The organism is Pseudomonas rhizosphaerae, from assembly GCF_000761155.1.
GTDB lineage: Bacteria > Pseudomonadota > Gammaproteobacteria > Pseudomonadales > Pseudomonadaceae > Aquipseudomonas > Aquipseudomonas rhizosphaerae.
In genome coordinates this window covers 2466635-2491078 of record NZ_CP009533.1, presented here as the reverse complement: position 1 = coordinate 2491078, position 24444 = coordinate 2466635, and the positions used below count along the sequence as shown (strand labels likewise).

Here is a 24444-nt window from a genome sequence, read left to right as displayed (position 1 = left end):
GGTTGACGAGCGCGTGAGCATGGGCAAACGCAGTAATCCAGCCATAGGGCTGGATCTGGAAAATGTGAGCCCGCGTGCCATGTAAGGGTGGTACGCGGGCGGGTGTCACTTTGCAGCAGGCTTTTTCGGCGCACGAGGTTTTTTCGGTGCCGGCGCCGCAGGCTTGCCGTCGGCGTTGGCCTTGTCGGCTGAATCGGGCGCTGCAGCGGCCTTGTCGGCAGCCTTGCCAGGGGCCTTGGGCTTGGCAGCGGGGCCAGCGTCTGCAGGCTTGGGCTTGGGCTGGGCGGCTGCCTTTGGCTTGGCAGGTGCCTTGCCCTTGGCCGGCTTGGAAGGCGCCAGCGCTTCGGCTTCGGCCAACTTGCGCGCCATTTCCCAGTGGCGCTCACCCTGGCCGTCGGGCTGGCCTTCGGATTCCCAGATCTGATAGGCGAATTCGCGAACTCGTTTGTCGTCGGCACTCATTTCAACGCTCCTTAATTACAGCTCACTTTGTAGGAAGAGATTGACGGGAAACTCTTTCAGCGCAGTGCTCACCAGCAATTCCTTCTCTGCTATGACTGCGTGGTCGGAGAAAAGTCCCTTCAATGTAGTCCCGGATTTTGCCGACGGCAAAACGACGCGGGTATCGCCCCAGGCGCTGGCGTCGATCAACGGCGTCTGTGCATCGGCCAGCAGTCCGCTGGCCAGACGCGGCACGATGACCACGGCCGTCGTGCCATCCAGTACGCGGGCGAACGCATGAATGCGATCGGCCTGTGCGCCCCGGACCTCGAGTTTGTCGTAGCTACCTTCGCGGAACAGCTGTGGATGGGCGGCACGCGCTTGGAGCGTGCGCTGGATCATGGCTTGCTTGATGCGACCATCGTGCCAGTTGTGCACAAGCTCGGTGACGGCGGGGCTAGCATCGAGCGATCGCTCCCTGGCGGCGTAGTCGACTGGACGGCGGTTGTCCGGATCGACCAGGCTGAAATCCCAGTACTCGGCACCCTGGTACAGGTCGGGGATGCCGGGCACGGTCATGCGCAGCAGCGTCTGCACCAGGCTGTCCAAGGCGCCGCTGGGCGCAATGGCACGGCTGGCCGAGGCGATGGCATCGCGCAGCGGGCGGCCCTGTTCGCTCAACAGCAGTTGCTCGAGGAACTCGCGGCAGGCTTTTTCGTACGCTTCGTTCGGCGCGCTCCAGCTGCTGATCAGCTTGGCTTCACGCAAGGCTTTTTGCTGCCACTGGTACAAACGCTCGGCGTAGGCAGTGAGGCCTTCGACGTCGTCGCTGCGCAAGTCCAATGGCCAGCTGCCGAGCAGCGCCTGATACAGCATCAGCTCGTCGCCACCGGTCGGTGCATGGCCGTCGCCGAAGGCACTGCGCAGGGGCGCGGCCAGCTCCAGCCACTGTTCGACCTGCTCGACATACCACGACGCGCGCTCGCTGAGCACGGCCAGACGGGTACGGGTGTCTTCGCCCCGCTTGTGGTCGTGGGTCGCGGTGGCCAGCAGGTTGTCCGGGAAGTGCTTCAGGCGCTGTTGGCAAGCCTCGTCGAACGCTTGCGGGGTGCCGGCGAACAGTTCGGTCTCAAAGCCCACGTCGTTGCGCGAGAGCAGCACGGCAGAGCGGTAGAACGCGGTGTCTTCTACGGCCTTCGCCGCCGACGGCGAAGTCAGCTGTTGGAAGCGCACGCAGGCATGACGGATCAGCTTGCGCGGGCGTCCCAGCGGCAGGGCACGCCACGATTGGCCGCCCAACCAGCGCTCCAGGTAGTCGAGCACCGGCCAATCGGCTTCACCCAGAGTACTGCGAGCACCTTCCATGGCTTTCTGGAAGAAGGCCTCGTCTTCGGCAGGACGCCCGCACGGGTTGATGTAGGTACGGTACACCGGGAAATGCACGATCAGCTCCTGAAGTGCCCGGCGGATGGCGCCCAGGGTCAGGTCGCGGCTCATCAGATCACCTCGGGCCACCTGCAGCAGGGCCTGGGCGACGGACTCGAAGTCACCGGCCAGCGAGCCATTGAGCACCAGGTTGCGGGCCACGTGGGCCTCTTCGATGAACTCGCTGGGGCGTCCGCTGATACGGCTCCAGAGTTCGCCCAGCGGCTGCTCGCCGGCTGGATCGTGCTGGAGCAGCGACACCTGGTTCATGAATTCATAACCGGTGGTGCCGTCGACCTGCCAGTCACGGTGCAGCGATTCGCCCGCGCCGAGGATCTTCTCGACATAGATCGGCACATGATCGATGCGCGCCGATTCAGGACGTTGCTGCAACAGGCCTTCGACGCGGCGCCGCAGTTTACGCGAGTAACCGCGCGGATCGGCCAGGCCGTCGATGTGGTCGATACGCAGACCATCCACCAGGCCCGCTGCGATCAACTCGAATATCTTCGCGTGGGTGGCTTCGAACACGGCAGGGCGTTCGACGCGCAGGCCGCCAAGCTCGTTAACGTCGAAGAATCGCCGCCAGTTGATGTCGTCGCCAGCGGTGCGCCAGCTGGCCAGGCGGTAGGACTGGCGCTCCAGCAGCTCATGCAGGCGCTTGAAGCCTTCATCGTTGGTGGCGTCGAACTGCGCAAGCGAGGCCTGGATGGCGTCGTTCAAACCGGTGCCGGCGGCATGAGCGGCCAGGTCGGTTTGCAGCGCTCGCGCCTGGGCGTAGGCATCGTCGCTGCCGTGCAGATTGGCAAAGCGTGCGCCCAGTTCGCTGACTGGCGCATTGCCCGAGGCCGCCAGGATGTGCGGGTAATCGATAGGGCAGATCGGGAAACGGTGCTCGTAGTGCTCGACATAGAAGCTGCCCTGGTCGGCATCGAACTTGAGCACCAACTCACCGCCCTGCAAGGCCGCGCCATAGTCGCTGCCCAGAAATGGCAGCAGCAGCTGGCCTTCGAGCAACGGGTCCGGGGAGTGCCACTGAATATCGAAGAACTCCGAGTACGGGCTGCGACGGCCCCATTCGAGCAGGTCCAGCCACCAGGGGTTGTGCGCGCCGCCCACAGCCATGTGGTTGGAGACAATGTCCAGGATGAAGCCCATGTCATGCTCGCGCAAGGCCGCAATCAATCGCTCGAGTGCAGGCTGGCCACCCAGTTCGGGGTTGACCTGGGTAGGATCGACCACGTCGTAGCCGTGCATGGAGCCGGGCCGTGCCTTGAGGATGGGCGATGCGTACACATGACTGATGCCGAGCCGGGAAAAATAAGGCACGAGGCGAGCGGCATCATCCAGGGTGAAATCTTTGTGCAACTGCAGCCGAACGCTGGCCGTCATTTTTTTCATCGGTAACGCTCACTGGCTTGTTGGCGGGCGCAGGCCAGCAGCTCTAGGCGTCTGGCAGCGTCTTCATCGTCGAGAAGATTCTGGGCATGGGCGCTGTAGCGACGGCGCCAATTGGGATGGCTGTCTATGGTGCCCGGCAGGTTGGCCTGCTCTTCGATGCCCAGGGCATCGTCGATGGGCAGCAACACCAGCGGGGCAGGGGTCAGGCCAAGGAAACGCGTGCTTGCGTCGATGATGGCGTCGATATCCTCGATGCCTTCACTCTCGCTGTGTTGCAATTCGGGGGAGAGCACCTTGCGAAGTGCGCGACGTTCGTGCTCACGGGTCACACGCCACTGTTTCTCGGTCGGCTCGTCGATCAGCTCCAGGTCGCGATTCCAGTCGATGTCGCGCCCATGCCACCAGCCGTTGAGGGTTGGCAGGTCGTGGGTGGTGGAAGTCGCAAGGGCGTTGTCCGGCCACGCTTGATGGTCGGTAAATTCCCCGTCGTTCTGCTCGAACAGCAATACGCGCATACCGAGCATCTGCTTGGCCGCCAGTTTCTCGCGCAGTCCATCGGGCACTGTGCCAAGGTCTTCGCCGAGCACCACTGCCTGGTGGCGATGGGATTCAAGGGCGAGCAGGCGCAGCATGTCGTCGATGGGGAACTGCAGGTAGGCGCCTTCGCCAGGCTTGGCATCGGCTGGAATCAGCCACAGGCGTTGCAGGCCCATGATGTGGTCGATACGCAGGCCACCGGCGTGAGCGAAGTTGGCCCGCAGCATTTCAATGAATGCCCGAAAGCCGTTGCGCTTCAAGCCCTCGGGGGAGAATGCCGAGATGCCCCAGCTCTGCCCCGAGCGGTTGAGGATGTCCGGTGGCGCGCCCACGGTCAGGTCGGCGAGCAATTCGTCCTGGCGACTCCAGGCCTGGCTGCCGGCACCGTCGGCGCCCACCGCGAGGTCGGCGATCAGGCCGATTTTCATGCCGCTGTCACGCGCCGATTTCTGCACCTTGGCCAGGCACCGGTCGATCAGCCACTGGCAGAATGCATGAAAGGCGATCTCTTCTGCCTGGGCTTCGGCGAACTCGGCGACGGCGCTGCCGCGCGGGTCGTGCCATTGCTGGGGCCATTGGCGCCAGTCCAGGCTCTCACCACGGGCCTTGAAGTCTGCCTGCAGGGCTTCGTAGCGGCAGTGGTTTTCCAGGGCTTCCCCACCGGCGTGGCGGAATGCGCTGAAATCCCCATTGAGTGCATGTTCGGTCTGACGAAAGTTGTCGTACAGCGCACGCATCAGGCGCTGCTTGGCGCCAGCAGCAGCGGGCCAGTCGACCAGGGGCAGCGCTTCCAGCGATTGCAGGGTCTCGCTCAGCCCCGAATCCTCGATGGCCGTGCGTACGGTATCTTCACCCAGTACCGCGGCAGGTGCTGCGTACAAGCTGTTGAGGAAAAGCCGGCTCGACGGCGAATAGGGACTGTAGCGCGTGTTGTCACTGCTGCTCATGGCATGCATCGGGCTGATGGCCAATGCATCGGCACCGCGCTCGCCGGCGCTGCGCACCAGCGTTTCCAGGGCCTGGGTATCGCCGAAACCGCCGTCGCCGCTGCGGCGCACCGCGTACAACTGGACGCCCAACCCCCAGGCATGGGCGGTTTCCTGGCCATAGGCATCTGCCACGCTGTAGCAACGTTGCGGCGCCACGGCCAAGGTGAAGTGCTGTTGCTGAATGTGCACGTCCTGATAGCCCACGGGCAAGAGGCCGGGCAAGGCTGCGTGCTTGTCCAGGCTGATGGACAGCGTACTGCCGTCCTCCAGCTGGACCTCGCAGGCCGTGCCGGGCTCGAAGAACTTGCCAAGATCCAGCGGCTGACCGTGCTCGACCGTCAGCAACGGGGGCAGGCGATGGGACTGCGCCGCCTTGCCCACGGCGTCCAGGCTTTCTTCAAGCTCTTCGGCCGTGTCGGCCGGGTGGCCGAGGCCGCGCAGCACTTTGCGCAAGACGCTGTCGGATACCGTCTGCGGCTTGCCGTTGGCATCGGTCCAATCGACGGCAATACCGGCCTGCTCGGCAAGCTCGTGCAGTTTTGCTTCACTCATGCCGGTTTCTCCGCAGCACCTGCCGGGGTCAGGCTGACCAGAGCGGTCAGGGCAGGCAATCCTTGGCTCAGAGCTGCTTTGTCACCGTGTGGACGACTGTCGAACAACAGGTGCTCGGTAGGCACTTGAACGGGCACCGTGGCCTCGCTCAGGTTCAAGTCGATGCGCAGGACACTGCCGTCGCTCATGCGCCACTTGGCCGTTACCGCCTTTTCCGCCAGCACATGAGCACCCAACGACTGGGCGCCATCGAGGCGCGGTACGATTTCGGCGCTGCGCAAGGCCAACAGTTGGCGATACAGCTGCACCCAGGCACCGTCCTTGCGGAACTCGAACTCAGCAAAATTTGGGCATGACGATTCGAACGTGCTTGCCGCATTCGGGTCGGGAATCTTGGCGCGGGTCGCTTCGTTGGCAAACGAGTCGAAGGCGGCAAATTCAGCTCGACGGCCTTCACGAACCGCTTCGGCCAGCTCACCGTGATGGTCGGTGAAGAACAGGAAGGGCTCGTCAGCGGCCCACTCATCGCCCATGAACAGCATCGGGATCATTGGCGACAGCAACAGCAACACCGTCGCAGCCCGCAGCGCCGGCTCGCTACACAGCAGATTCAGACGCTCGCCCATGGCGCGGTTGCCGATCTGGTCGTGATTCTGCAGGAACAGCACGAACGCGCTGGGCGGCAAATGACCGCTCGGCTCACCGCGCGATTCGCCTTTCTGGTTAGTATCGCCCTGATAGATGAAGCCCTGGCTGAGGCAACGCGCCAGTTTTTCGGTGGACTGTTCACTGAAGTCGGCGTAGTACGCTTCGCTTTCACCGGTCAGCAGCGCGTGCAGGACGTTGTGGCCATCGTCGTTCCACTGGGCATCGTAGCCCTGCTCGAGCAGGTGAGCCTGGTTGTGCTCGTTCTCAAGCATCAGCCATACGTGCCGATCGGCACCGACCTGCTTGCGCAGAGTGGCAGCCATCTCTTGCAAGAACGTCGGATCCTGAATCGCATGCACGGCGTCGAAACGCAGGCCGTCGAAGCGGTACTCGAGCAACCACATTGCTGCGTTGTCGATGAAGAAGCTGCGCACTTCATCGCGGCGGAAGTCGATCGCGTCGCCCCAAGGGGTTTTCTTGTCGTGACGGAAGAAACCCTTGGCGTAGCGGCCAAGGTAGTTACCGTCCGGGCCGAAGTGGTTGTAGACCACGTCGAGGATCACCATCAGGCCATGACCGTGGGCGCAGTCGATCAGGTGCTTGAGCTGCTCGGGCGTGCCATAGGACGCTTCAGGGGCATAAGGCAGGACACCGTCATAGCCCCAGTTGCGCTCACCGGGGAACTCGGCGATCGGCATCAGCTCGATGGCCGTGACGCCCAGGCCAGCCAAGCGGGCCAGATGGGATTCGACACCCGCGTAGCCGCCCAGAGCACCAACGTGCAGTTCATAGATAACGGCCTGGGACCAGGGACGGCCCAGCCAACGGGTGTTCTGCCACTCGTAGGCCAGCGGATCGACCACTACGCTTGGCGAATGCACGTCCTGCTGCTGAGCGCGGGACGCGGGGTCCGGCACGGCCAGTTCGCCATCGATATCGAAACGGTAGGCCGTGCCCGCTGGGCACTTGTGCTCCAACGTGAACCAGCCATCGTTGCGAGCGACCATCGGCAGAGACGCGTCGTCAGCGATCTGCAACCCAACCGAAAAAGCGTCCGGGGCCCATAGTGCAAAGTGGGTGAGCCCGGAGTCCTGCATTACCGCACCGTGGGACCAGGTTTCAGTTTTCCGTGAAGGCATCGATGAAACCTCTTCCGTTATCGTGATGATTGATTGCCGTTATTGATGAGTTGCCGAGCGCTTGCTGCCTTGCACCAGCGTCTTGTACAGGTCGGCATAGGGCTCGACCGCTTCGCTCCAGTTGAATGGCTGAGTCATGGCGCGGCAGCGCATGGCGTTCAACAGATCGGGCTTGCTGAACACATAGAAGGCGCGCGCCAACGCAGCCTGGTAGCTTTCGATGGTGGATTCGCCGAACAGGAAGCCGGTCACGCCGTCTTCGATGGTGTCGGCCAGGCCACCGGTATTGCGGGCCACCGGCAGTGAACCGAAACGCTGTGCATACATCTGGCTCAGACCGCAGGGTTCGTAGCGCGATGGCATCAGCAGGAAATCGCTGCCGGCGAACATGCGCCGTGCGTCGGTCTCGTTGAAGCCGATGCGTACGCCCACCCGGCCAGGGAAGCGCAGGGCCAGCTCGCGCATGGCTTGCTCTTCTTCAGGCTCACCGCGACCGATGATGATGACCTGGCCACCGTTCTCCACGATGAACTGGGTAACACCCTCGGTGAGATCGAGGCCTTTCTGGTACACCAAGCGGGACACGACGGCGAACAGCGGGCCCTCGGATTCGTCGATTTCGAACAGCTTGCGTACATGGGCGGCATTGACCGCCTTGCCTTCCCAGTCGTTCAGGCTGAACGGGCACACCAGGTGCGGATCGGTGGCCGATTCCCAGCTGGCGTCGATGCCATTGGGAATGCCGCTGAGTTTGCCTTGTTGCGCCTTGCTGCTGAGAAAGCCTTCCAGACCGCAACCAAATTCCGGCGTGGTGATTTCTTCGGCGTAGGTCGCACTCACCGTGGTGATGTGGTTCGCGTAGGCCATGCCGGCCTTGAGAAACGACAGCTTGCCAAAAAACTCCATGCCATCCTGCTGCATCGCGTGGCTGGGAACGCCCAGCTCGGGGCAGCAACCACGGCTGAACACACCCTGGTAAGCCAGGTTGTGGATGGTGAACAGGGTAGGTGTACGCAGCCCGCGCCAATGCATGTAGGCAGGCGCCAGGCCAGCAGGCCAGTCGTGGGCGTGAACCAGGTCGGGCTTCCAGTGGACCATGCCCTGGCCTGCGGCGATGTCCGCAGCGGCCAGGCCCAGGCGGGCGAAGCGAATATGGTTGTCCGGCCAGTCGCGGCCGTTGTTGGCGCCGTAGGGGGTGCCGTCGCGTTCGTACAGTTCGGGGCACAGCAGCACATAGATGACCAGCCCGTCGGGCATGTCCATACGCCCGATCTTGCAGGGTGGCAGGGCGGCATGGCCGCCGAGCTCACCGACGACATGAATCGGGTTGTCACTGTTGAGCACTTGCGGATAACCAGGAATGAGCACACGGACGTCGTGTACCTGGCTCATGGCGCGTGGCAGCGCAGCCGACACGTCACCCAGCCCACCGGTCTTGACCAGGTCGGCAATTTCCGAGGTCACGAAAAGAACTTTTTGCTTGTTGACGCCAGACGGCATCTGCAGTGCTTTGCTGGTAGGCGTGGGAACCTGCAAGTGGGCGGGTTCCGCCGCTTGCCTGTTGAAACGCTCTCCGTGGTTTTCGACAGCGGCACTGATCATTGTTCTCTCCCGTGCATTACGTACTTGTATGGCAGATCCTGACTCTGAAAAAGCGCTGATCGATTAGCGCTTCCCGCTGACACACGCACAGGCGCTGCAGACTCCGGCTATCCTGCCGCAGGCTGCAATGATTCACGGGATAGCAGGTTTGGCGGACAAGAAACATCAAATAACCTGCTCCCTATCCTGACCTGTCTGATTTGCAAAAAGTTCGAGTTTTTTGCGTCCAATTTCCAAGCGATACATCGCCTGTGGCTTGAGTGTAGGAGATCCGCCATTTTTTTGGGGCAGGCGCGCGACTGACGGCCGATTATTATTGGCACACGCGTACTACAGGCCTTGCCCGCAGCGGCCTCTGGCCGATTGGCCGGTGGCTGGAGGTCGCTTCATGGGCTGTGAGTCGCACCCGAACAAAACCGTTGCGATTTGTGTCCCCGCTCGGATGCTGTCCTTGATGAAATCGGTAAAAATCCAAGTTTTTTGGCCAGCGCCGCGACCGACCAAAGGTATACTCGGAAACTTACCGGTATCGTCCGGGACTAACTTGGAAGCTGGTTCGGGCAATATCCCCACAGGCTTTCTGGACAACACCGTTCAAGAAATACCTTCTTCAAGCAACATAGAGTGGAGCTCTCGCATGCAACTGGGAATCATTGGGCTGGGCCGCATGGGCGGTAACATCGCCAGAAGGCTGATGCGCGCTGGTCATCAAGCGGTGGTCTTCGATCGCAATCAGGATTCGGTGCATGGCCTGGCCGGTGAGGGCGCTGTCGGTGCCGCCGATCTCGCCGATCTGGTCAGCAAGATGGACACGCCGCGCGCGGTCTGGGTCATGCTCCCCGCCGGTGCGCCAACCGAGGCGACCATTGCTCAGCTCAGTGAGCTGCTCGAACCCGACGATGTGATCATCGATGGCGGCAATACCTTCTACAAGGACGACATTCGCCGTGCCCGCGACCTGGCTGCGCGCCAGTTGCACTACGTCGACGTCGGCACCTCCGGCGGCGTGTGGGGCCTGGACCGCGGCTATTGCATGATGATCGGCGGCGAGCGGGAGATCTTCGAGCGCCTTGACCCGTTGTTCGACTGCCTGGCGCCCGGCATGGGCGATATCCCGCGCACCCGCGACCGCAACAGCGCGGACGATCGTGCCGAGCGTGGCTACATCCACGCAGGCCCGGCCGGTTCCGGCCACTTCGTCAAGATGATCCACAACGGCATCGAGTACGGCATGATGCAGGCCTTCGCCGAAGGCTTCGACATCCTCAAGACCAAATCCAGCAGCGAGCTGCCCGAAGACCAGCGTTTCGACCTGAATCTGGCCGACATCGCCGAAGTCTGGCGTCGTGGCAGCGTGGTCTCGTCCTGGCTGCTCGACCTCACGGCCGATGCCTTGGCCAGCGACCAGCAGCTGACCCAGTACTCCGGTGTGGTCTCCGATAGCGGTGAAGGCCGCTGGACCATCGACGCTGCCGTCGAGCAGGCGGTACCGGTGCCGGTATTGTCCAGCGCACTGTTTGCCCGCTTCCGCTCCCGTCAGGACGCCACCTACGGCGACAAGATCCTCTCGGCGATGCGCTTCGGCTTCGGCGGCCACGTCGAGGTTCCCAAATGAGTAGAGCGACCTCGAAAGTAGATGCCGCTCCACCGTCAACACTGTTCCTGTTCGGCGCCCATGGCGACCTTGTCAAACGCTTGCTGATGCCGGCCTTGTACAACCTGAGCCGGGACGGACTGCTGGACAACGGCCTGCACATCGTCGGGGTCGACCATAACGAAGTCAGCGATGCGGACTTCGCCGCCAAGCTCGAAGCGTTCATCATCGAGCAGGCCCGTGCCAAGGGTGTGGACGAGCCGGAAAAAGTGCTCGATCCCGCGCTTTGGGCCAAGTTGCGCAAGCGCATCAGCTACATTTCCGGAGACTTCCTCGACGATGCCACCTACCAGGCCATCGCCGAGCGTATCGAGGTCAACGGTACCGGCAATGCAATGTTCTACCTGGCCACTTCGCCGCGCTTCTTCAGTGAAGTGGCGCAGCGGCTGGGCAGCAGCGGGTTGCTCAAGGAGCAGCCCGACGCCTTCCGCCGTGTGGTGATCGAAAAACCTTTCGGTCACGACCTGGCCTCCGCCGAAGCGCTCAACGCCTGCCTCTTGGGCGTGATGAGCGAGAAGCAGATCTACCGCATCGACCATTACCTGGGCAAGGAGACGGTGCAGAACATTCTGGTCAGCCGTTTCTCCAACGGGATCTTCGAGGCGTTCTGGAACAACCACTACATCGACCACGTGCAGATCACCGCCGCCGAAACGGTGGGGGTCGAGACGCGTGGCAACTTCTATGACCAGACCGGCGCTTTGCGCGACATGGTGCCCAATCACCTGTTCCAGCTGCTGGCCATGATCGCCATGGAACCGCCTGCGGCGTTCGGCGCGGACGCGGTTCGCGGCGAGAAGGCCAAGGTCATCGGTGCCATCCGCCCCTGGTCCAAGGCCGATGCCCTGAAGAATTCGGTGCGCGGCCAATACACCGCAGGGCAGGGCGACAAGCCTGGCTATCGCGAAGAACCCAAGGTCGACCCGCAGAGCACTACCGAAACCTACGTGGCGCTCAAGGTGATGGTCGACAATTGGCGTTGGGTCGGTGTGCCGTTCTACCTGCGTACCGGCAAGCGCATGAGCGTGCGCGACACCGAGATCGCCATCTGCTTCAAGCCGGCGCCCTACGCGCAGTTCCGTGACACCGAAGTGGACCGGCTCAAGTCCAACTACCTGAAGATCCAGATCCAGCCCGACGAGGGCATGTGGTTCGACCTGCAGGCCAAGCGTCCCGGGCCGGCCATGGAACTGGAAAACGTCAAGCTGGGCTTCGCCTACAAGGACTTCTTTCAGATGCAGCCGTCCACGGGTTATGAAACCCTGATCTACGATTGCCTGATCGGCGACCAGACCCTGTTCCAGCGGGCCGACAACATCGAGAACGGCTGGCGCGCCGTGCAACCATTCCTCGATGCCTGGCGCGAAGGTGGCAGCATCGCCACCTACGCAGCGGGTGAGGACGGCCCGGAAGCGGCCGACGAGCTGTTGGCGCGCGATGGTCATCACTGGCATCGGCTCGGATGAGTAGCGCCTCGAATCACCTCATCCAATTCGTCCTCAGCGACATGGACGGTACCCTGTTGATGCCCGACCACAGCTTGAGTCCTGCGGTCATCGAGGCGGTTGCGCAACTTCGCGCGGCCGGGGTTCAGTTCACCCTGGCCAGCAGTCGTCCGCCGCGAGCCATGCGTCAGCAGATCCAGACCCTGGGCATCGATCTGCCGACCGCCGCGTTCAACGGCGGTGTGCTGATCAATGCCGATGGCAGCGAACTGCAATCCCACTGGGTCGACCGCGAGGCCGTCGACATCTGCCTGGCGTTGTTTGCCGAACACGAGCTGGACGTCTGGGTATTCGCCGACGATCAATGGCTCGCTCGTGACCGTGAAGCTCACTATTTTGCGAAAGAATTGCACGCGCTGGGCTATGAACCGCTGATCGTCGATGACTTTGCCCCGTATCTGGATCGCGTGCACAAGATGGTCGCCACGTCCGCCGACTTCCCATTGCTGATCGATCTCGAACAGCAGCTACAAGGGCCGTTGCATGGCAAGGCCATCGCGGCCCGCTCGCAGCAGTACTACCTGGACATCACCGCAGTGCTGGCCAACAAGGGTGAAGCGTTGGCGACCCTGGCCGGTCGCCTGGGCATCGATCTGGCCAACACGGCGGTGCTGGGCGACGGTGGCAACGACGTGGCGATGTTCAAACGTGCGGGGTTTTCCGTGGCCATGGGCCAGGGCGAGCAGGTCGTGCGCGACCAGGCCGACGCGGTCACCGCCAGCAATGCGGCGGATGGGGTGGCTCAGGCCATTCACGAGCTGATCCTGCCGCGCGCACAACGTTGATGTAGATTCCAGGCGCGGCACCGCTACCGGTCCGCGCCAGTGGTCATGAGGGTTCCATGCCGGCGCTGATCGAAGACTACGCCCTGTTGGGCAACTGCCGTACCGCTGCCTTGGTCGACCGGTCCGGATCACTGGACTGGCTGTGCTTTCCCCGATTCGATTCCCCCGCCTGCTTCTCCGCCTTGCTGGGCAGCAGCGACAACGGCCGCTGGCGTATCTGTCCCAGCCAGCCGTTGACCGGCACCGAGCGACGTTACCGCGACAGCACGATGATCCTGGAGACGGTGTTCCATACCGAGCAGGGCAGCGCCATGCTCGTCGACTGGATGCCGGTCGGCGAGCAGGATTGCGTGGTGCGCACGGTGGTCGGCCTGAGCGGACAGGTCGAGTTCGACATGGAACTGGTCATGCGCTTCGACTATGGCAGCAGTGTTCCTTGGGTCGAGCAGGCCCAGCCTCGTACGCTGACCGCCGTGGCCGGTCCCGACATGCTGGTGCTTCGCAGTGCCACCGACCTGCACGCGGTCGACCATCGCACCGGCAGCCGCTTCACGGTGAAGGCCGGCGAGCGTCTTTGCTACCGGCTGAGCTTCCAGCCTTCCCATCTGCCGTTGCAGCCTGCCGTGGATGCCGAACTATCGCTGGCCGAAACGGAACATTACTGGCGCACCTTCGCCGAGCGTTGCCCGGACGTGGGGGGCTGGACGCCGCTGGTCAAGCGTTCGCTGCTGACCCTCAAGGCCATGACCTACGCGCCCACCGGCGGTATCGTCGCCGCCGTCACCACCTCGCTCCCCGAACAATTGGGCGGCGAGCGCAACTGGGATTATCGCTACTGCTGGCTGCGCGATGCGACCATGACCTTGCTGGCCTTCATGAACCTGGGCTATTACGAGGAAGCCGCGGCCTGGCGCAAGTGGCTGATGCGCTCGGTGGCCGGCAATCCCGAGCAGATGCAGATCATGTACGGGCTGGCCGGCGAACGACGCTTGCCCGAGCAGACCTTGCCCTGGCTGACAGGCTATGAAGGTTCGGCCCCGGTGCGCATCGGCAACGGCGCCGCAACCCAGCGCCAGCTGGATGTCTACGGCGAAGTTGCCGATGCCATGAGCCAGGCCATTCGCGCCGGCCTGCCACGTCATCCGCGCGGTGCCGCGATCTTTCGGGTCATCCTGCCGTACCTGGAAAGCATCTGGGAGCAGCCGGACGAAGGCATCTGGGAAATTCGCGGCGAACCGCAGCATTTCACGCACTCCAAGGTTATGGCCTGGGTGGCTTTCGATCGCGCGGCAACCCTCGCCGAGCCGACCGAAGAGGGCCGGGCGCAGGCCCAGCACTATCGCGCCGTGGCCGATAGGATTCACGCTCAGGTCTGCAGCCGGGGTATCGACACCGAGCACGGCCATTTCGTCCAGGCCTATGGCTCGACCCACACCGACGCCAGCTTGCTGCAGATCGCCCTGACCGGGTTCCTGCCACCCGACGACCCACGTGTGGTGGCGACCGTGGCCCGTATCGAAAGCACCTTGATGCGCGACGGTCTGCTGCTGCGTTACGACACGGCGCATGGCGTCGATGGCCTCGACCCTGGCGAAGGGACTTTTCTGGTGTGCTCTTTCTGGCTCGCCGATGTCTATGTGCTACAAGGCCGCATGGCTGACGCTCAACGCCTGTTCGAGCGGTTGGCCGGCCTGTGCAACGACGTCGGCCTATTGGCCGAGCAGTACGACCCACAGGCTGGGCGCATGCTGGGCAATTTTCCCCAGGCGTTCAGTCAATTGGGCATCATCAACACCGCGCTCAATCTGTACCGCGCGCAGAACCCCGCCCAGGCCCGCGCTACCGCCGTGGCGGGCACGTGCGTGGAATGATGGAGCGGCCGTGGCCGAACGAGGATTGGATTCGATGAGTGAACGCTGGACTACAGCGGTGCTCGATACCGCGCTACCGGGTGGCTGGGCCGTTGCACGCAGCAGCCAGGGATTTCTCTGCAACGCGCAAGGCGTGCTGTTCGAGCGCGACTGGCTCAAGCAGCAACCCCTGGATGTGCTGGCCGAACATGGCATCGGTCATTTCGATGGCCAGCCCGTGTACCTGCTCGAATTGCGCAGCCCCGACACCCCCGATGACTGCCGCTGGCAAGGCTTGCGTCAGTTCATGCTCGAAGGCGACTTTCAGGTCTATCGCATGCTCGGCTATGCGGCGCAGATCGGCACCTGGGCGCGCGAGCATCGGTTCTGCGGCAGTTGTGGCGGTGCCATGCAGCAAGTTCATGGCGAGCGTGCCATGCACTGCGCGCGTTGCGAGCTGCGCAGCTATCCGCGTATTTCGCCGAGCATGATCGTCTTGGTTACCCGTGGCGACGAAGTACTGCTGGCGCGTTCGCCGCGGTTCGTGCCGGGGGTCTACAGCACCCTCGCAGGCTTTGCCGAGCCGGGCGAATCGGCCGAGGATTGCCTGCGCCGCGAAGTGATGGAAGAGGTGCAGGTCAGTGTGCGCAATATCCAGTACATCGGCAGCCAGTGCTGGCCGTTTCCCCACTCGATGATGCTCGGCTTCCACGCCGAATACGCCTCCGGCGACATCGTCCCGCAACTGGACGAGATCGAGGACGCGCAGTGGTTCCACATCGACGCGCTGCCGGCCCTTCCCGCCGGGCGTTCGATTGCCCGGCACCTGATCGATCTGTACGTGGCGCGCCGTTCAGGCCTGCCCGAACCAGTGCTGCCAGGCTAGGCGCACGGTCAGCGCCAGGACGATGGTAATGAACACCGGACGAATGAACCTGGCGCCGCCGCCAATCGCCGTGCGTGCGCCGAAGAAGGCACCGACCATGACTGCCAGGCCCATGCTTAGGCCGATCAACCAGTCGACCTGGCCGCTGGCGATGAACACGGTCAGCGCGGCGATGTTGCTGACGAAGTTCATGCTGCGTGCCACGCCGCTGGCACGCACCAGGTCCAGCGGGTACAGCAGCAATGTGCTGACGGTCCAGAAGGCGCCGGTACCGGGGCCCGCCACGCCGTCGTAGAAACCCAGCGTCAGACCTTGACGCAGTTGCCATTTGCGCTTGATCGGTGCATGGCTGTCCAGCGGCGCCTTGGGTGTACCACCGAACAGCAGGTACAAACCACAGGCGAAGACGATCACTGGCAGCATTTTGTTGAGCCACTCGGCCGGCATGTAGTGCGCCGCCCCGGCACCGGCGAAGGCGCCGACCAAGGTGCCCAGCAGGGCATTTTTCCACTGGCGAGGGTGAAACAGCTTACGGCGATAGAACGTATAGCCTGCGGTTGCGGAGCCGAACGTGGAACTGAGCTTGTTGGTGCCCAGCACCAGGTGGGGCGGCAGGCCGGCAGTGAGCAGGGCAGGGGTAGTGAGCAGGCCGCCACCGCCAGCGATGGCATCGATGAAGCCGGCGACGAACGCCACCAGCACAAGAATAAGCAGAACGCTCGGCGTGACGCTGAGGTTGGACAGCAGGTCGAAGGGCATGTCGTCGGCTTCACGGCAGGGTGCGTACGAAGAGCGCACGCGAAAGCCGTCATTTTAGCCGCCGCGTGCGACACCGCAAACCGTATTCGGCCCTGTGTCGATCAATCAGTTACACCGCACACACCGCCGACGCGGCTCGCGCCGCTGCTACGAAGGCCGCACCGCATTCATCCGGGCACGTTGCAAAGCCCCTGTAGCAGCGGCGCGAGCCGCGTCCGGCCACGCCGCATTCATCCAGGCAGACCGCATCCACCGCCGGCGCGGCTCGCGCCGCTGCTACAACGACCGTTTAGCCTATCTGCTGCTTGGCCAGCTTGACGACGTTGTCCACGGTAAAGCCGAACTTGGCCTGCAACTTGTCGATCGGTGCAGAGGCACCGAAGCTGTTCATGACCACCTTCGCCCCTGTCGAGCCCACGTAGCGATCCCATCCCAGTGGGCCGGCCTGCTCGATGGCCACGCGCGAGGTCACGGCCGCAGGCAGCACCTGCTCGCGGTACTCGGCATCCTGCTCTTCGAACAGCTCCCAGCACGGCAGGCTGACGACACGGGCCGCGATACCTTCCTGCTGCAACTGCTCGTAGGCCTGAACCGCCAAGCCGACCTCGCTGCCCGTGGCGATCAGGATCACCTCAGGATCTTTGCTGTCAGCCAGCACATACCCACCCCGTGCCACACCTTCGGCACTGCCAAACCGCTCGCGGTCCAGAGTCGCCATGGGCTGGCGCGACAACACGATGCACGATGGCCGATCCGTCTGGGCCAAGGCAATCTTCCAGGCCTGGGTGGTTTCGTTGGCGTCGCCCGGACGCAGCGTCAGCAGCCCTGGCGTGGCACGCAACTGGGTCAGGTGCTCGATGGGTTGATGAGTGGGGCCGTCTTCGCCCACGCCGATCGAGTCGTGGGTGAACACGAACACCACCGGCAGCTCCATGATCGATGCCAGGCGAATCGGCGGCTTCATGTAATCGCTGAACACCAGGAAGGTCGAGGTGTAGGGGCGGATGTAGCACAATGCCAAGCCGTTGGCGATGGCGCCCATGGCATGTTCGCGGATACCGAAGTGCAGGTTGCGACCACCGTAGTCAGCGGCCGAAAAGCTGCCAGCCCCATCGAAGGTCAGATTGGTCTTGGTCGACGGCGACAAGTCGGCCGAGCCGCCCAGCAGCCAGGGGATCTTCTTGGCAAAGGCGTTCAGCACCTTGCCACCGGCAGCCCGTGTCGCCAGCCCCTTGGCATCGGTGTCGAAAGCTTCCAGTTCGGCTTCCCAGTCTTCTGGCATTTCGCCGGCGCGCATGCGCCGCAATTGTTCGGCAAGTTCCGGTTCGCGTTCGGTGAGAGTCTGCAGCTGGCGTTGCCACTGCTCATAGCGCTCGCCGTGACTGCTCAACAGCGTATCGCGCAGATGATGAGCGGCAGCCTCGGGTACCGAGAAGCTGCTGTTTTCGTCCCAGCCGTAGGCTTTCTTGGCCAGCTTGATCTCATCGTCCCCCAGTGCTTCACCGTGGGCAGCCGCCGTGTTCTGCTTGTTCGGCGCGCCGTAGCCGATCACGCTGTCGACCATGATCAGAGTGGGCGCGTCGCGGGTCTGGGTGAATTGCTCGAAGGCCTTGGCCAGCGCCTGAGTGTCGTTGGCGTCGGTGACGTGCAGGGTGTTCCAGCCGTAGCCCTTGAAGCGGGTCATGACGTCTTCGCTGAAAGCCAGCTCGGTGTGACCTTCGATGCTGATGGTGTTGTTGTCGTAGATCCAGCACAGGTTCGACAGCTTCAGGTGCCCGGCCATGGACGCCGCTTCACTGCTGACGCCTTCCATCATGTCGCCGTCGCCGCAGATCGCATAAACGTTGTAGTCGAACAGCTTCAGGTCGTCGCGGTTGAAGCGCGAGGCCAGCCAATGCTGAGCCATGGCCATGCCCACGCTGTTGGCGCAGCCTTGCCCCAATGGCCCGGTGGTCGTCTCGACACCCGTTGTGAAGCGATACTCGGGATGCCCCGGGGTCTTGGATTCCATCTGGCGAAACTGCTTGATGTCGTCGAGGCTGACCGCAGGCTGGCCGGTCTTGGTCCCGTTCTCGTCGATTTCCTCGACACCGGCCAGGTGCAGCAGGCCGTAGAGCAGCATGGACGCGTGCCCGGCGGAGAGCACGAAGCGGTCGCGGTTGGGCCAGTCGGGGTGCTGGGGGTGGTAGCGCAGGAAGCGGCTCCACAGGGTGTAGCCGACTGGCGCCAGGGCCATGGGCGTGCCCGGATGGCCCGAATTGGCTTTCTGCACCGCATCCATGGCCAGGGTGCGCAGGGTATTGATGCACAACTGATCGGTGGCATTGGAGACGGCTGGATTGGAAACTTGATTAGGCATATCGATTCGATCCCACATTGAGTTCGCGAGGAAATCGCGGTGAAGATGTCGTCAGGGTTGACCCTCCTGCGGCTGAGTAAGTTGCGTTGCAAGCATGCCTGGCCTCGTGTTCAAGCATTCCTCGAGCCGCAATTGTTACCCGGCATGCAACGCAGCTTTATCGAAATCCGGTTTGCCCCGCGCCAGCGTCCCGGCCTAAGCTTGGCCGTTCGATGCCGTATGCCCTTACCAGTGGAATCCATGATGCCCAGCCAGTTTCCTTCCGCCAGGCCACGCCGCCTGCGCCGCAACGCTTCTTTCCGCGATCTGTTTCAGGAAGCCGAATTCAATCTAGGCGACCTGGTGCTGCCGATTTTCGTCGAAGAAGAGATCGATGATTTCGTCCCGATCAACAGCATGCCGGGAGTCATGCGCATTCCCGAGTCGAAGCTGGCCGGCGAGATCGAGCGCTACGCCCGCGCCGGTATCAAGTCGGTGATGACCTTCGGCGTGTCCCACCATCTGGACGCCGACGGCAGCGATACCTGGAACGAAAACGGCCTGGTGTCGCGTATCGCACGCATCTGCAAGGACACCGTCCCGGAAATGGTGGTCATGGCCGACACCTGTTTCTGCGAATACACGTCCCATGGGCACTGCGGGGTCCTGCACGGCGATCACGTCGACAACGATGCCACATTGATCAACCTGGGCAAGCAGGCCGTGGTCGCGGCCCGGGCCGGTGCCGACTTCATTTCGCCGTCAGCGGCCATGGACGGTCAGGTGCAGGCGATTCGTGGCGCGCTGGACGAAGCCGGCTTCTTCGATACCTCGATCATGGCTTATTCGACCAAGTTCGCCTCCTCGTTCTACGGGCCGTTCCGCGAGGCCGGTGGCACTGCGCTCAAGGGCGACCGCAAGACCTATCAGATGAACCCCATGAACCGCCGCGAGGCCGTGCGTGAATCGCTGCTCGACGAGCAGGAGGGTGCGGATGCCTTGATGGTCAAACCGGCAGGGGCCTACCTGGACATCATCCGCGATATCCGCGAAGCGTCGCGACTGCCCTTGGCGGCCTACCAGGTCAGTGGCGAATACGCCATGATCAAGTTCGCAGGCCAGGCGGGCGCAGTGGATGAGCAGCGCATCGTTCGTGAAAGCCTGGGTGCGATCAAACGTGCCGGCGCCGACCTGATCTTCACCTACTTCGCCATGGACATCGCCCGCGAAGGTATCTGAGGCCTCGGTTCACTGGCCTTGGCGCATGGGCATGCGGTCGATGGTGGTGAACAGTGCGTGAGGATCGACCGGCCCCGGCTGGTCCACCTTGATCCCACCGTCCTTGCCCACCAGTACCACTCGAGGCCCAGCGTCGGCCGAATGCCCGACCGCTTGCAACAGCGCCGCACTGGCACCGGCATCCAGCGGCTGGCCATTGCGGCTCGCTTGGCCTGCAATGACCTCGTAGAGCACCATCTCCCGTTCGACAAATGCTTCGCGGCTGCCCGGTGCGGCCAACGCCGTGCGCAGGCCCAGCAGTGTGCTGTCCTGAGCGTCAGGGACGATGACGATCAAAGGCCGGCTCTGCCAGCGTTCGGCGAGCAAGGGGTTACCGTCACTGGCTTGGGCACTCGACAGACCCAAACCCAGGCTCAGTGCAGCGATCAAGGCATTCATATCCGGTCTCCTTCCAATAAGCAGATTTCGCCAGGCAGTGACGTTCTGGGTAGAACTTGCGCACGGCCGGTGGGTTCAAAGCTTGACCGCTTCTTCGCAATGGGTCATGCAATGCCACTCAGAATTCAGCAACAAGACATCGAACGAGCGAACCTGCGCACCGTCAGCGAAATCTGGCTGGCAGGTCCAGCCTGCACATATGACGTCGAAAGCGAGGTCGATACCCTGTGCTTTTGGCGCGGACGGCCCGCCGTCAGTCACGACATGCTCAGTGAGGGTACCCACGAGCAGAATGTACAAAGGTTATGGCTGGTGGTGAACGATGTTACCGATGACGTCGAGGTAAGGGCTGCCGAAGGATTGCTACGTGCCGCGCTGGAGAAACAGAACATGGAAGGGGAGTTCTATCCGGCCGAGCAGAAAAACACCACTGCGCCCTAATGACTGTGTCGGAATAGTCAACGCAATTTGAGTTTCAAAACAATGCACAAAGCCCGGTCGTCTTTTGACGGATCGGGCATATTGCATGAGTCTGCTTCTAGCTTTCGCATTCAATTCTTTGATTTCAAACGTAGTTTTTTATTGGGATCATGGCATGCCGTGTGCACCGTCAACCTGGCAAGCATTACGTGAGCGATCACAAACGTTGAACCTGCTAGGAGCACGACAATAATGATGACACCTGCCGATCACCTACCTCCTGCCGCGCCATCCGCTTCTGCGGACAGCTCCAATCACTCCGGCGTCTCCTGGGCGGCGATCTTCGCTGGCGCCGCGGGCGCTGCCGCGTTGTCCATGATTCTTGTAGTGCTGGGCTTCGGCCTTGGCTTCTCAGCCGTATCGCCGTGGGCAGACAAGGGCGTGAGTGCCACGACTCTTGGGGTTTCCACGGTCCTGTGGCTCACCTTCACGCAAATCGTCGCCTCGGGCATGGGTGGCTACCTCGCCGGTCGCCTGCGGGTCAAATGGGCCAACATGCATGGCGACGAAGTGTATTTTCGCGACACCGCTCATGGCTTCCTGGCGTGGGCCGTGGCGTCGCTGGTCACTGCCATGCTGGTCCTGGGCTCATTGGGTAGCGCGATTGGCAGTGGCGTCCAGGCCGGTGCCAGTGTGACTTCCGGCGCAGCTGTGGCGGCCGCGACGTCCAGCAATGACAACGCCAGCGATCCCTATGGCTATTTCGTCGACATGCTGTTTCGCGACAATCGCCCGGTGGCGGTCAGCGATGACGCAGCCCATGCCGTGGTCACGCGGATTTTTGCCCGTACCGTGAGCAACGACGGTCAACTGGCCGGCGAAGACCGCGCCTACCTGGCGCAATTGGTCAGTCAGCGTACCAACCTGACTCAGGCCCAGGCCGAACAGCGTGTCGATCAGGTCTATGGTCAGGCGTTGAAATCGGTCGAAGATGCCGAGATGGCCGCACGTCAAGCTGCCGATACCGCCAAGAAAGTCGCTGCCGCGACCGCTCTGTGGACCTTCGTGGCCCTGCTGTGCGGTGCATTCTTCGCCAGCTTCGCCGCAACCTTCGGTGGCCGTAGCCGCGATGCCGTGGTCTGGCACGAGCGCGACCGTACCCGCACCCATGCACCCACTTCGATTCGCTGATCAAGGAGTACTACCATGCGCTCGATTCTCTTGTTTTTCCTCGGCGTGCCGATCCCGATCATCATCCTGATCGCGTTGTTCATGCACTGAGTTTTGATGCAGCGATCACCTGAAACGGTCGCTTTGCAATCCCACGCCCCCGGCGCAATTCCATTGCCCGGGGGCGTGTCGTTTGTGCGGTGCTCCCTGCCTGTCCCGCTGCAAATTGTTGTCCTCATGTTTCATTTGCCACCTTCAGGGCCACGAGTCGCACAGGCTTGGCCATACTGGGTTCTGCCTAGGGTTGCCTAGAGGCGTCATCCGTAAGAAATGTCTTCCAGGCTCGTGTGAATCACCGTGAGGAATCGCTCCATGCCGACCCGCCGCCAGTTCGTCCAATACACCGCCATGCTCGGCGCTGCAGCCAGCTGTGGTTCGCTCATGGCCCCACTGGCGTTAGCCGCACAGCCCTTGCTGCAGCGCAAGATCCCGGCAACGGGCGAGCTGCTGCCAGTGATCGGTCTGGGCACTTCGCAGACATTCGACGTGGACCCTGCCTCGACCGACATGGCGCCATTGTACGAGGTGCTCAAGGCATTCGTCGAAGGCGGCGCCAAGCTCATCGACACCGCGCCCAGTTACCGTCGGGCCGAGCGGGTGACGGGTGATCTGGTCAGCCAGGCCGGCGCACATGGCAAGGTGTTCCTGGCAACGAAGGTGTCGTCGACCGGTCGTGAAGCCGGCATGAGCCAGATCGAAGCCAGCTTCAAGGCGTTGCGCACCGATACCATCGATCTGATTCAGGTCCATAACCTTCAGGACACCCACACCCAGCTGGCATTGCTGCGTGAGCTCAAGGCGCAGGGACGCATCCGCTACATCGGCGTGACGCACTATGTAGAGTCGGCCCACGACGAATTGCTGGCGGTGCTGAAGAAGGAGCCGGTGGACTTCGTCCAGGTCAACTACTCGATCGGCGCGCGCAACGCCGAACGCAGCCTGCTGCCGTACTGCGCCGAACACGGTATTGCCACCCTGATCAATCGCACGTTCGAGGCGGGTCGGTTGTTCGCCAAGGTCAAGGGCCGCGCGGTGCCCGAATGGGCGACCGCCGAGCTCGACGCCACCTCCTGGGCCCAGTTGATGCTCAAGTTCGTTCTCGCCAACCCGGCGGTGACCACCGTGATTCCTGCGACCTCGCAGCCGCGCTACATGCTCGACAATCTGCTGGCTGGCCAGGGCCGCTTGCCCGATGCCCGGCAACTCGAGCGCATCGCCGCCGAGTTCGCCTGAGGTGCGCCGCCCATGACCGGCGTCGGTGCGCGCCTGAGCCGGGCGATCAACGCCCGGCCTGGGGAGGGGCGGGCGGCGCTGAACGGATTTGCGTTGTTCTTCTGCCTGTTCTGCGGCTACTTCATGTTGCGGCCCATCCGCGAGTCCATGGGTATCCAGGGCGGCGTGGAGAATCTGCAATGGCTGTTCACTGCCACGTTCGTCGCCATGCTGGTGGCCGTGCCGTTGTTCGCTTGGCTCAACTCCAAAGTGGCCCGGCTGCACTATATCGATTGGGTCTATGGCTTCTTCGGCTGCAACCTGCTGGCATTCGCTGCCGCCTTTGCCGCCGCCGAACAGGGCATCTGGCTGGCGCGCGTCTTCTACGTGTGGATCTCGGTCTACAACCTGTTCGTCATTTCGGTCGCCTGGAGCTTGATGGCCGACGTCTTCGACGGCGCCCAGGCCAAGCGCCTGTTCGCCTTCATTGCGGCTGGGGCCAGTGTCGGCGGCCTCGCCGGTCCGGCGCTGAGTGCGGTGCTGGTCGGCACCCTGGGTGCCAGTGGGCTGGCGATACTGGCGGCGGCTTTGCTCGGCATCGCCATTTTCCTCAAGCACCGTTTGATGGGCTGGCGTGAGGTGCATGGAGCAGGGCGGCCGGGTGCCGTGCGCACCGAAAATCCACGTCGACCGGTGGCGGGCAATCCGTTCAGCGGGCTGACTCGGGTTCTTCACTCGCGCTATCTGCTGGGTATCTGCGCCTTCGTCGTATTGTTGGCCACGGTCAGCACCTTCCTGTATTTCGAGCAGGCTCGCCTGGTGGCCGAACGGTTCCCCAGTCGCGAGGAACAGGTACGCGTATTCGGCATCATCGACTTCGTCGTGCAGGCCGGCGCGCTGACCGCCCAGCTGTTCATCACCGGCCGGCTGGCCCAGCGGCTGGGGGTGAAGACCTTGCTGGCGCTGGTGCCGGCACTGGTCTGCCTGGGTTTCATCGGGCTGGCCCTGGCGCCGAGCTTCGCCATGCTGGCGGGGCTGATGATCGCCCGGCGGATTGGTGAATATGCTTTCGTGCGTCCGGGCCGCGAGATGCTGTTCGCGCCGCTGGACGCTGAAACCAAGTACAAGGCGAAGAACTTCATCGATACCGTGGTCTACCGCGGCGGCGACGCCTTCAGCGGCTGGGTCAAGAGCCTGCTCGACCTGCTGGGCCAGGGCGTGGTGTTGATCGCGCTGGTGGGCGCGGCGTGCGCAGCCCTGTGGGGGGCGGTAGGTTGGTACCTGGGTGGCAGAGCCGATGCGGCCAGCGCCCGGCACGTCGAGCCGCGCAAATAATCCGCCTCGACGGCCTGCGCTTGGCTACAGTAAAACCAAGTTCGGCCGACAACCTCTGA

18 protein-coding genes are annotated in these 24444 nt (G+C 62.9%); 10 read left to right on the top strand and 8 right to left on the bottom strand.

What is annotated here, in order from left to right:
* Positions 1 to 105 precede the first annotated feature (105 nt).
* The 5 genes from LT40_RS11055 to glgA are packed head-to-tail and all read right to left on the bottom strand — an operon-like array spanning position 106 to position 8734.
* Complete coding sequence (locus tag LT40_RS11055) at positions 106 to 462, bottom strand: DUF2934 domain-containing protein (protein ID WP_043189951.1); 357 nt, start codon at positions 460 to 462, stop codon at positions 106 to 108.
* Between the two features lie 15 nt (positions 463 to 477).
* On the bottom strand, positions 478 to 3267 hold the full coding sequence (locus tag LT40_RS11050) for a malto-oligosyltrehalose synthase (protein ID WP_043189948.1): 2790 nt from the start codon (positions 3265 to 3267) through the stop codon (positions 478 to 480).
* Complete coding sequence (gene malQ / locus LT40_RS11045) at positions 3264 to 5345, bottom strand: 4-alpha-glucanotransferase (protein ID WP_043189945.1); 2082 nt, start codon at positions 5343 to 5345, stop codon at positions 3264 to 3266. The genes LT40_RS11050 and malQ overlap by 4 nt, the downstream gene beginning before the upstream one ends.
* Positions 5342 to 7132, bottom strand: coding sequence for a malto-oligosyltrehalose trehalohydrolase (treZ, locus tag LT40_RS11040; RefSeq protein WP_043189943.1), 1791 nt, complete (start codon positions 7130 to 7132; stop codon positions 5342 to 5344). The genes malQ and treZ overlap by 4 nt, the downstream gene beginning before the upstream one ends.
* A gap of 39 nt (positions 7133 to 7171) precedes the next feature.
* Positions 7172 to 8734 (bottom strand): glycogen synthase GlgA, encoded by a 1563-nt coding sequence (glgA, locus tag LT40_RS11035; RefSeq protein ID WP_043189940.1) that lies wholly within the window; start codon positions 8732 to 8734, stop codon positions 7172 to 7174.
* A gap of 637 nt (positions 8735 to 9371) precedes the next feature.
* Here glgA and gnd point away from each other — a divergent pair.
* From gnd to nudC, 5 genes are read left to right on the top strand one after another with little or no spacing between them, the layout of a single operon-like run.
* Positions 9372 to 10349 (top strand): phosphogluconate dehydrogenase (NAD(+)-dependent, decarboxylating), encoded by a 978-nt coding sequence (gnd, locus tag LT40_RS11030; protein WP_043189937.1) that lies wholly within the window; start codon positions 9372 to 9374, stop codon positions 10347 to 10349.
* A complete protein-coding gene (zwf, locus tag LT40_RS11025; protein WP_043189933.1) occupies positions 10346 to 11854 on the top strand; it encodes a glucose-6-phosphate dehydrogenase in 1509 nt (502 codons plus the stop codon). Before gnd ends, zwf begins: the two co-directional genes overlap by 4 nt.
* Positions 11851 to 12678, top strand: a complete 828-nt coding sequence (locus LT40_RS11020; protein ID WP_043189931.1) for a Cof-type HAD-IIB family hydrolase — start codon at positions 11851 to 11853, stop codon at positions 12676 to 12678. The genes zwf and LT40_RS11020 overlap by 4 nt, the downstream gene beginning before the upstream one ends.
* A 56-nt stretch (positions 12679 to 12734) precedes the next feature.
* Positions 12735 to 14549, top strand: a complete 1815-nt coding sequence (locus tag LT40_RS11015; RefSeq protein ID WP_043189928.1) for a glycoside hydrolase family 15 protein — start codon at positions 12735 to 12737, stop codon at positions 14547 to 14549.
* 34 nt (positions 14550 to 14583) lie between these two features.
* Positions 14584 to 15414: an NAD(+) diphosphatase gene (nudC, locus tag LT40_RS11010; protein ID WP_043189925.1), complete on the top strand. Its 831-nt coding sequence runs from the start codon at positions 14584 to 14586 to the stop codon at positions 15412 to 15414.
* On the opposite strand, the gene LT40_RS11005 is transcribed toward nudC, so the two are convergent.
* Entirely contained in the window at positions 15382 to 16173 is a 792-nt protein-coding gene (locus LT40_RS11005; protein ID WP_043189922.1) for a TSUP family transporter, read from the bottom strand. The two genes, nudC and LT40_RS11005, sit on opposite strands and share 33 nt — an antisense overlap.
* A gap of 289 nt (positions 16174 to 16462) precedes the next feature.
* Complete coding sequence (gene tkt, locus LT40_RS11000; protein WP_043189919.1) at positions 16463 to 18532, bottom strand: transketolase; 2070 nt, start codon at positions 18530 to 18532, stop codon at positions 16463 to 16465.
* Between the two features lie 243 nt (positions 18533 to 18775).
* On the opposite strand from tkt, the gene hemB reads away from it, so the two are divergent.
* Positions 18776 to 19750: a porphobilinogen synthase gene (hemB, locus tag LT40_RS10995; RefSeq protein WP_043189916.1), complete on the top strand. Its 975-nt coding sequence runs from the start codon at positions 18776 to 18778 to the stop codon at positions 19748 to 19750.
* Between the two features lie 9 nt (positions 19751 to 19759).
* Here the strand turns inward: hemB and LT40_RS10990 are convergent, their stop codons facing one another.
* The gene (locus tag LT40_RS10990; RefSeq protein ID WP_043189913.1) at positions 19760 to 20188 is read right to left on the bottom strand and encodes a DUF4174 domain-containing protein; all 429 of its coding nucleotides are present in this window, start codon (positions 20186 to 20188) and stop codon (positions 19760 to 19762) included.
* Between the two features lie 111 nt (positions 20189 to 20299).
* Here LT40_RS10990 and LT40_RS10985 point away from each other — a divergent pair, with 111 nt between their 5' ends.
* From LT40_RS10985 to LT40_RS10970, 4 genes are all read left to right on the top strand, one after another.
* Entirely contained in the window at positions 20300 to 20629 is a 330-nt protein-coding gene (locus tag LT40_RS10985) for a hypothetical protein (protein WP_084139885.1), read from the top strand.
* A 231-nt stretch (positions 20630 to 20860) separates the two neighbouring features.
* Positions 20861 to 21799 (top strand): hypothetical protein, encoded by a 939-nt coding sequence (locus tag LT40_RS10980; protein ID WP_043189910.1) that lies wholly within the window; start codon positions 20861 to 20863, stop codon positions 21797 to 21799.
* Positions 21800 to 22150: 351 nt separating this feature from the next.
* Entirely contained in the window at positions 22151 to 23071 is a 921-nt protein-coding gene (locus LT40_RS10975; protein WP_043189906.1) for an aldo/keto reductase, read from the top strand.
* A gap of 12 nt (positions 23072 to 23083) precedes the next feature.
* Complete coding sequence (locus LT40_RS10970; RefSeq protein ID WP_043189903.1) at positions 23084 to 24385, top strand: NTP/NDP exchange transporter; 1302 nt, start codon at positions 23084 to 23086, stop codon at positions 24383 to 24385.
* Positions 24386 to 24444 lie beyond the last annotated feature (59 nt).

What these genes read in the sequence shown, in the direction of transcription:
- LT40_RS11055 (WP_043189951.1), bottom strand. Translation starts at nt 462, where the DNA reads ATGAGTGCCGACGACAAACGAGTTCGCGAATTCGCCTATCAGATCTGG.
- LT40_RS11050 (WP_043189948.1), bottom strand. Translation starts at nt 3,267, where the DNA reads ATGAAAAAAATGACGGCCAGCGTTCGGCTGCAGTTGCACAAAGATTTC.
- malQ (WP_043189945.1), bottom strand. Translation starts at nt 5,345, where the DNA reads ATGAGTGAAGCAAAACTGCACGAGCTTGCCGAGCAGGCCGGTATTGCC.
- treZ (WP_043189943.1), bottom strand. Translation starts at nt 7,132, where the DNA reads ATGCCTTCACGGAAAACTGAAACCTGGTCCCACGGTGCGGTAATGCAG.
- glgA (WP_043189940.1), bottom strand. Translation starts at nt 8,734, where the DNA reads ATGATCAGTGCCGCTGTCGAAAACCACGGAGAGCGTTTCAACAGGCAA.
- gnd (WP_043189937.1), top strand. Translation starts at nt 9,372, where the DNA reads ATGCAACTGGGAATCATTGGGCTGGGCCGCATGGGCGGTAACATCGCC.
- zwf (WP_043189933.1), top strand. Translation starts at nt 10,346, where the DNA reads ATGAGTAGAGCGACCTCGAAAGTAGATGCCGCTCCACCGTCAACACTG.
- LT40_RS11020 (WP_043189931.1), top strand. Translation starts at nt 11,851, where the DNA reads ATGAGTAGCGCCTCGAATCACCTCATCCAATTCGTCCTCAGCGACATG.
- LT40_RS11015 (WP_043189928.1), top strand. Translation starts at nt 12,735, where the DNA reads ATGCCGGCGCTGATCGAAGACTACGCCCTGTTGGGCAACTGCCGTACC.
- nudC (WP_043189925.1), top strand. Translation starts at nt 14,584, where the DNA reads ATGAGTGAACGCTGGACTACAGCGGTGCTCGATACCGCGCTACCGGGT.
- LT40_RS11005 (WP_043189922.1), bottom strand. Translation starts at nt 16,173, where the DNA reads ATGCCCTTCGACCTGCTGTCCAACCTCAGCGTCACGCCGAGCGTTCTG.
- tkt (WP_043189919.1), bottom strand. Translation starts at nt 18,532, where the DNA reads ATGCCTAATCAAGTTTCCAATCCAGCCGTCTCCAATGCCACCGATCAG.
- hemB (WP_043189916.1), top strand. Translation starts at nt 18,776, where the DNA reads ATGCCCAGCCAGTTTCCTTCCGCCAGGCCACGCCGCCTGCGCCGCAAC.
- LT40_RS10990 (WP_043189913.1), bottom strand. Translation starts at nt 20,188, where the DNA reads ATGAATGCCTTGATCGCTGCACTGAGCCTGGGTTTGGGTCTGTCGAGT.
- LT40_RS10985 (WP_084139885.1), top strand. Translation starts at nt 20,300, where the DNA reads ATGCCACTCAGAATTCAGCAACAAGACATCGAACGAGCGAACCTGCGC.
- LT40_RS10980 (WP_043189910.1), top strand. Translation starts at nt 20,861, where the DNA reads ATGATGACACCTGCCGATCACCTACCTCCTGCCGCGCCATCCGCTTCT.
- LT40_RS10975 (WP_043189906.1), top strand. Translation starts at nt 22,151, where the DNA reads ATGCCGACCCGCCGCCAGTTCGTCCAATACACCGCCATGCTCGGCGCT.
- LT40_RS10970 (WP_043189903.1), top strand. Translation starts at nt 23,084, where the DNA reads ATGACCGGCGTCGGTGCGCGCCTGAGCCGGGCGATCAACGCCCGGCCT.